The sequence below is a fragment of the Streptomyces sp. NPDC026062 genome (assembly GCF_055568375.1).
On sequence record NZ_JBVHOQ010000108.1, the window covers coordinates 1 to 4,319 of the forward strand.

The window sequence follows — 4,319 nt, forward strand, 5'->3', positions numbered from 1 at the left end:
ACAGCGCCAGCCCCACATCGTCACCGGCTACTTCAAAGCCCCGCACGTCCGATACGTCCTCGACGAGTGAACCCAATGAGTTTCTGATCAATAGGACTGTGCGGGGTGCCCGGTGGAGGCGCCGCATTCACAAAAGGGGGGCCTCCGTGCGCACACGCACAGGGTGGCGTCACGCTCTCATCGGCGCGTTGGCGAGTTCTATGGTCGTGCTCGGATCCACCGCCTACGGCGGTACCGGCGCGTCCGCCGCGTCCGGTGTGGCGGGCGCGAGCACGGCAACGGTCACGAGCTCGTCCCAGAACACGGCGGCGACCAAGGCCGCCGCGCAGGCGGCCACTGTCACGTCCGCGACCACCGCACCGGTGGCCGTGACCAGGTGGACGCAGACCAGTGAGCCAGGCGATCCGATAGGTCAGGGGAGCAGCCTGGCTTACACACCCAAGACGGCGAGTTTCACCGTTTCCGGCACCGCCGAGTACGTACGGATCCGCGTCATGCCCAGCGATATCACCAACTGGGACGTGGAGTTCGCCGCGCCGCACGGCGACGAGCTCACCCCCGGGGTCTACACCCGGGCGGAGGGAGCGGCGGTACGCACCGGGCATGCCACGGGCTCACCGTGATCGGTGAGGACCGCGGCTGTGTGGACGCCTACGGCCAGTTCACGATCAACCAGATAGAGACGGACGCCTCGGGTGCGGTCACCGTCCTCGACGCCAGCTACACCCAGCGATGCGGGAGCGCGACCGCGCCGGCCCTCAGAGACTCCCTCAAGTACCAAGCAATGTCGCTGAGTTACTCCTACAGCGCGGATACGGGGAGTACCTTCGCGCAGCACGCGATCGCCGCGTCCAGCACGCATACCGGTGGCAGCAGCACGTTCGCGCTCACCCCGACCGCCGAGGGCGTCCAGTACGTGGTGTCGGGCCGGCGCGAGTACTGGGAGATGTCGCTGGAGCCGCCGACGGGCGAGCGGTTCGAGGAGGGCCGCACCTATCCCATCGCGTTCTCCAGCAGTGAGGGCGTCGCGGGCGTCGTGATCAACGTGTCCGCCTACGGCTGCGTCCGCACTGTCACCGGCGACCTGTCCTTCACCCGGCTGACGCGGGAGGACGGCGGCACCATCAAGGCATTCGCCGCCACCTTCACGCTGCGCTGCGACGGCACCGACCCCGCACTGCACGGCACCATCCACCACTACGCCTGACACGCACGCGCGTCCTGGCACGGCGATAACGGCAGCGCTGTCGCCGTGAGGGAAGCTGCGGGCCGTGCACCATCTGGGCCGATGGAGGGCTTCACCTGGGAAGTGCCTCCGACGGCGCAGGAAAGAGGACCTCGGCAATCCTCATTCTTGCTGGTCAGAGGTGCTTTCTGGCTTTTTGATTTTCTGCCGGACAGCTCGCTTCATGAAAGCGCGAGGTTAGGGCTTGGTCATGTGTGGTTTGTGGTGGCGTGTCTTCTTGATCGGTCGTGTCGTTGACCGGGTGCGCTGAGTGAGGAGTTGGCTGCGGTCCCGTGTGATCTGGGGGACTTCGCGGCGGAGATGTTCGAGCCGTTCGCGCGGTAGGATCAGCGTCGGTGAGGCGGGGTCTATCTGCGGGGGCTGTTGCTGGACGGCGGGCGCAAGTCGGTGGAGCCGATGGCCGTCCGGCTGGGCGAGGACGGTAACCGGCAGGCCCTGGCCCCCTTCGTCACCTCCAGCCCGTGGGATACGGCGCATGTGCGGGCCCGGCTGGCCTGGCGCATGCAGCCGGTCATCAAACCCACCGCGCTGGTCATCGATGACACCGGATTCCTCAAGGACGGGGACGCGTCGGCGTGCGTGACCCGGCAGTACACCGGCACCGCGGGCAAGGTCACCAATTGCCAGGCCGGGGTTTCGCTTCACCTGGCTTCCAACGGCGCCTCGGCGGCGGTGAACTGGCGCCTGTTCCTGACCTGGAGCTGGGATCCCGCCTCGCCCAGGGCCGATCCGGCCAAAGTAGCCCGCCGTGACAAGTGCGCCATCCCTGCCCAGGTGGGCCATGTCGAGAAGTGGCAACTGGCTCTCGACATGATCGACGAGACGCGGTCCCGGGGGCGTCGAGGTGCCCCAGGTCATCGCCGACGGCGGCCACGGGGACACCGCCGCCTTCCGGCTCGGCCTGGAAACACGAGGTCTCGACTACGTGGTGGGCATCTCGACCACGACGCCCGCGCAGCCCGAAGACGCACAGCCATGCACACCTGCCCACTCCGGCTGCGGCCCCCATCCGGTTCTGCCTACCCCGAGCCGGCCCAGCAGGTAAAGAGCCTGGTCATCGCGGCCGGCAAATCCTCCGCGCGGCCGGTGCAGTGGAGGGAGGGATCACGGCCGGGCAGCGGCCGCAGCGGGTTCAAGCCCATGTACTCGCGCTTCGTGGCCCTGCGGATCCGGCCCGCCGGACGTGAGATCCGCAAGTCTGCGGCCACCGCCGAGCTCCCGGTCCGCTGGCTGCTGGCCGAATGGCCCGCCGACCAGAACGAGCCCGTGCAGTTCTGGCTCTCCAACCTGCCCGCAACCACCCCGCTGCCCGTTGTCGGCGTACTTACCTATGTGCAGAGGTGCGTACGGGTGAACGTGCAGAGCAAGTAGCCGCCCGTTGCGCTCATCGCCATACGAGAGGACGGGGCGGTGGACATTCGTTACTTCAATCAGACTGGCTGGACCGCGATCTTCAACGGCACCGAGACCGAGATAGGCCGCATGGTGCGGGTGGAGACATGTGACCCGCAACTGGAACGGCGCTTGTCGTCGACCCGAGGCGAGGCGCCATGCGTCCCGTCACGGACTACGAGGTCTTCTTCCATCTGGAGAAGGCCGACCAGGTCGTAGCCGCCGTTCCTGGTGGCGGGCCCATTGGAAAGACGAGAGCCCGGGAAACACGCCGCTCACGGAACTGGTGTTCGCGCGGCTGATCACCTCGCAGGACCGTGCAACGGCCCTCACGGTGGACGCTCACGGGCATGTTGACGATGCCGCAGTGCCGATGCCTTCATCCCGCCGGGCGAGGAACTGGGCCAGGATTGAACTTCCAGATCAGGCGACTTCCGTCTCACGCTCGATGGCCTTGAGGCGGTTCGTCAGCCGGTAGCTGAGGCCGTCGATGGCGACGACTTCGCATTGGTGCAGTAGGCGGTCGAGGATGGCGATTGCACATTGACTTGGGTGGCGGTGGCGTCGGTGCCCGACTACCACAGCCAGACGGGCTTCGGTGTCGCGCCGCTGGGTGGGTGGTCGACCCGCAGCAGGATCACGGTGCCTTCGATCACCGGCAGGGCGCCCAGTTGTGCGGTCCAGGCCGAGCGGTGGGTCAGTCTCGGGTGCAAGCGGTCCCAGGCCTGGGCGGTCGCGGTTCCGTAGAGCCGCGTCTCGGTCACCGACCCTGTGTGGGGTGGGCCCCAGGTGGCGGGGTCGCCGAAGACGAATTCGCCGCCGTGGCGGGGCGGCCGGCCCCGCAGGCCGGGCTCGCGGGGTGGGGCAGCGCGGCGCAGGACACGGTCCGAGCGCATCCGGCCCAGCACCTGCACCGGCAGGTCCTTGAGGAGGAAGGCGAGGCGGGGGACGTCGTATCCGGCGTCGACCACGATCAGGATGTCCGGGTCGCCGTCGTTCCACTGCCCGGCTTCCATGAGTCGTTCGATGAGGTCGCGCATCTGCCTGGCGGTCACGGTGGCGGCGTCGTCGCCCGGTGCCAGGCGAGTTGCGTCCAGTGGTGCGGTCCAGGAAGTGCGGCCGGTTTCGAGTGCGCAGATCACCGAGTAGGGCCAGCCGGGCACCGGGATGTGCTGGTCCTTGCCCCGGCCGTAGGTGTGGCACAGGATCCGCTGCGGCGAGGTGTGCGCACTGGGCCGCAACCAGCAGGTCAGGTCGGCGGCCAGGACCAAGCGTCCGTCCGCCGCCCGCGGAAGCTCCACCGCCGCCAGCGCCCGCCGTAGCCGACCCACCTCGACCCGGCCCGCCGACAGGGCGTCGTACAGCCCGCCGTGCCCGCGTCGGTGTTCGCCGACCAGCGAGAGTTCCACCAGCGACCGGACCGGACCATCGGCGCACAACACCGCGTCCGCGAGTTCGAACAAGGCATCCGCACGCCTGGTCAGACAGGAGTAGAACGCACCCCGGAAGCGTGACAGTTCCGCAAACGGATCCCCCGGGACAGTGTCGTGCGACAGACCCATGCTCACGGCTTTCGTGCTGAACAATGAGCATTTTCAGTGTGGCCACTGATCAGGTGACGGGCCGGTGTGAGGTCGGGATGGGCAACGGACAGGGCCCCGTGCCGTTGAGGGAGGTGTTC

General features: G+C 68.0%; 3 protein-coding genes and 2 pseudogenes. 3 read left to right on the forward strand and 2 right to left on the reverse strand.

Annotated features, from left to right (window positions below; translation table 11 throughout):
* Positions 1-188 precede the first annotated feature (188 nt).
* The 3 genes from ACZ4LX_RS37900 to ACZ4LX_RS37910 all read left to right on the forward strand — a co-directional run bounded on the left by ACZ4LX_RS37900 (position 189) and on the right by ACZ4LX_RS37910 (position 2,617).
* Positions 189-623, forward strand: a complete 435-nt coding sequence (locus ACZ4LX_RS37900) for a hypothetical protein (protein ID WP_467721410.1) — start codon at positions 189-191, stop codon at positions 621-623.
* Positions 620-1,207: a hypothetical protein gene (locus ACZ4LX_RS37905; RefSeq protein WP_467651925.1), complete on the forward strand. Its 588-nt coding sequence runs from the start codon at positions 620-622 to the stop codon at positions 1,205-1,207. Before ACZ4LX_RS37900 ends, ACZ4LX_RS37905 begins: the two co-directional genes overlap by 4 nt.
* Positions 1,208-1,597: 390 nt before the next feature.
* The gene (locus ACZ4LX_RS37910) at positions 1,598-2,617 is read left to right on the forward strand and encodes an IS701 family transposase (RefSeq protein ID WP_467651929.1); all 1,020 of its coding nucleotides are present in this window, start codon (positions 1,598-1,600) and stop codon (positions 2,615-2,617) included.
* Positions 2,618-3,061: 444 nt separating this feature from the next.
* Here the strand turns inward: ACZ4LX_RS37910 and ACZ4LX_RS37915 are convergent.
* Positions 3,062-3,178: pseudogene (locus ACZ4LX_RS37915) on the reverse strand (ATP-binding protein); the annotation flags it as partial.
* A 38-nt stretch (positions 3,179-3,216) separates the two neighbouring features.
* Positions 3,217-4,200 (reverse strand): annotated as a pseudogene (locus tag ACZ4LX_RS37920) (transposase); the annotation flags it as partial.
* Positions 4,201-4,319: the final 119 nt, after the last annotated feature.